Annotated in this window: 3 protein-coding genes and 1 pseudogene; 2 read left to right on the top strand and 2 right to left on the bottom strand. The window is 65.8% G+C overall.

Annotated elements, in window-relative coordinates:
* Window positions 1-174 precede the first annotated feature (174 nt).
* Entirely contained in the window at window positions 175-1,191 is a 1,017-nt protein-coding gene (gene cobT / locus ROS217_RS19780) for a nicotinate-nucleotide--dimethylbenzimidazole phosphoribosyltransferase (protein ID WP_009819587.1), read from the bottom strand.
* 77 nt (window positions 1,192-1,268) lie between these two features.
* Between cobT and ROS217_RS19775 the strand changes: the two genes are divergently transcribed.
* Together ROS217_RS19775 and ROS217_RS25035 are read left to right on the top strand one after the other, a co-directional pair.
* A complete protein-coding gene (locus ROS217_RS19775; RefSeq protein ID WP_009819586.1) occupies window positions 1,269-1,832 on the top strand; it encodes an adenosylcobinamide-GDP ribazoletransferase in 564 nt (187 codons plus the stop codon).
* Window positions 1,729-2,034 carry an adenosylcobinamide-GDP ribazoletransferase gene (locus tag ROS217_RS25035; RefSeq protein WP_368072254.1) on the top strand — a complete coding sequence of 102 codons (306 nt, stop codon included), beginning with the start codon at window positions 1,729-1,731 and terminating at the stop codon, window positions 2,032-2,034. Before ROS217_RS19775 ends, ROS217_RS25035 begins: the two co-directional genes overlap by 104 nt.
* A gap of 57 nt (window positions 2,035-2,091) precedes the next feature.
* Here ROS217_RS25035 and ROS217_RS24760 read toward each other — a convergent pair.
* Window positions 2,092-2,249: pseudogene (locus ROS217_RS24760) on the bottom strand (CarD family transcriptional regulator); the annotation flags it as partial.

Below are 2,249 nucleotides of genomic sequence, written 5' to 3'. Positions count from 1 at the left end.
ACGCCGCGAGCGCCGCTGCGAGGATAGGGGCCACGCAAAGCACGACCACGACCCATGCAAGGCGGTGCAAAAGTTTTTCGCTCATGGGCGTGACGCTCCGGGGTAATCTGACGATTTTAATCAGTATTCCGGGGCAACAGGCGGGTCAAGGCGATGACGCCAGAACAGGCAGCGTCACGCGCCCGTCACGCCCGCCTCTGCAAAGGTGGCCATTCCGGAATGGCAGGCCAAGGCCGCCTGAACCACGCTCATCGCCAGCACGCCGCCTGATCCCTCGCCCAGACGCAGATCGAGGGAGAGAAGCGGCACCTTGTCCAAGATCTGCAAGAGCCGCGCATGTCCGGGTTCGGCGCTCACATGCCCCGCCACAGTGTGACCGAGCGCGCCGGCGCATTCTGCCTCAAGGCAGGCCGCAGCGGCGGTGCAGATGAATCCGTCGAGAACCACCGGAATGCGCAGGCTCCGCGCCCGCGCAATGGCCCCGGCCATCGCCACCAACTCGCGCCCGCCCAAGCGGCGCAATACCTCCAGCCCCCCTGCCCCGCTGGCCGCGTTGATGGCAACCGCCTGCGCGACAATCTGCGCCTTATGGACAAGTGCCGCGTCCGCGAGGCCGGTACCGCGCCCGGTCCAAGCGGCGGCCTCTCCGCCATGGAGCGCCAAGGCAATCGCCGCAGCACTGGTGGTGTTGCCGATGCCCATTTCCCCCACGACCAAGAGATCACTGGCCGGATCAACTGCATCCCAGCCCGTGCTGAGCGCGAGCAGCATCTCGTCTTTGGACATGGCCGGTCCAAGGCTGATGTCGCCCGTGGGCCGGTCGAGATCGAGCGCGTGGACATCCATGCGCGCGCCGACCTGCGCCGCCATTTGGTTGACGGCTGCACCGCCCGCGCGGAAATTTGCGACCATCTGCGCGGTCACTTCGGCGGGAAAGGCCGAAACGCCCTGCGCCACGACACCGTGATTGCCGGCAAAGACAATCACCTGAGGTGCGGTCACGCGGGCCCGTGCCTCGCCGCGCCAACCACAATACCACACCGCAAGCCCCTCTAACCGCCCAAGAGCACCGGGGGGCTTGGTCAATTGCGCATCACGCGCCTGCGCATCAATCATGGTGGCAGGGTCCGGGCCGGGCATTTCGCCAAGGAGTGCCGCAAAATCGGACAGTGAAGAGAAGGCACCCGCCATGCAAAGCCTCATTGATTGTGATCTGTCCTTTCTGTATCGCAGGCAGAGCCCCCGCCCCAGACGAAAAGGGCACGCCCATGGCAGAAAACGACAAAGCCTTGATCCGGTTCAGAGATGTGCCGCTGGCGCTGAGCCTGCTCAGCCGCTTGCCTGTGCCGGTGCGGCACTATGAGCGGGGCGCGCGGGCGGCTTGGGCCTATCCGCTGGCGGGCGTGGTGTTGGGCGGGCTTGCGGCCTTCGGCGGGCTGGTCGCGCTCTGGCTGGGATGGCCGAGACCACTGGTGGCGCTCTTGGTCCTCGCCACTCCGATTCTGCTGAGCGGTGCGTTGCACGAGGATGGGCTTGCCGATACTGCCGATGGCCTCTGGGGCGGTTGGGACGCGCGAGCGGCGGTTGGCGATCATGAAAGGACAGCCATTATCGGCAGTTATGGGGTAATTGCGCTGATCCTTGTCCCTTGGGGCACGCGGTCTGGCGCTCTGGCTGCTCTACGAGGTCAGTCCGGGAGCGGCAACGTCCGCCATACTGGCCGCAGCCATGCTGTCGCGCGCAATGATGCCGGTGGTTATGGCCGCCCTGCCGCATGCCCGCGACACGGGGCTGTCACAGGCACAGGGGCGCCCGAGGGTTGCAAACTGTGACCCTGGGGATTTGGGCTGGCGGCGGGCAGGGACATTTGGGCTGCTTGGCGGCGCGGGTCTTGCAGCGCTGGTATGCGCAGGTTTCACGACGTTGGCCATCGCTTTGATCGCGCGCGCCAAGATCGGCGGACAGACGGGCGACATCCTTGGCGCAACGCAGCAACTGGCGGAAATCGCGGTGTTGATCAGCCTCTTGGCGTGAGGCACGAGAAAGGCCGCACCTTGCGGCACGGCCTTTGTCTATCTGAGGTGACCAGACTCACGCGGCGCGCGAAACCAGCACCTCATCCACCTGACGCGCAGCCAGCACTTCATCTCCGCCGGAAACGGCGGCGACTTCACGGGTCAAACGCTCGAGCGCGGCTTCATAGAGCTGGCGCTCGGAATAGCTTTGCTCGCGCTGGTCGTCAGAGCGGT

The organism is Roseovarius sp. 217, assembly GCF_000152845.1.
Classification (GTDB): Bacteria; Pseudomonadota; Alphaproteobacteria; order Rhodobacterales; family Rhodobacteraceae; genus Roseovarius.
This window is presented reverse-complemented; position numbering and strand designations above follow the sequence as displayed.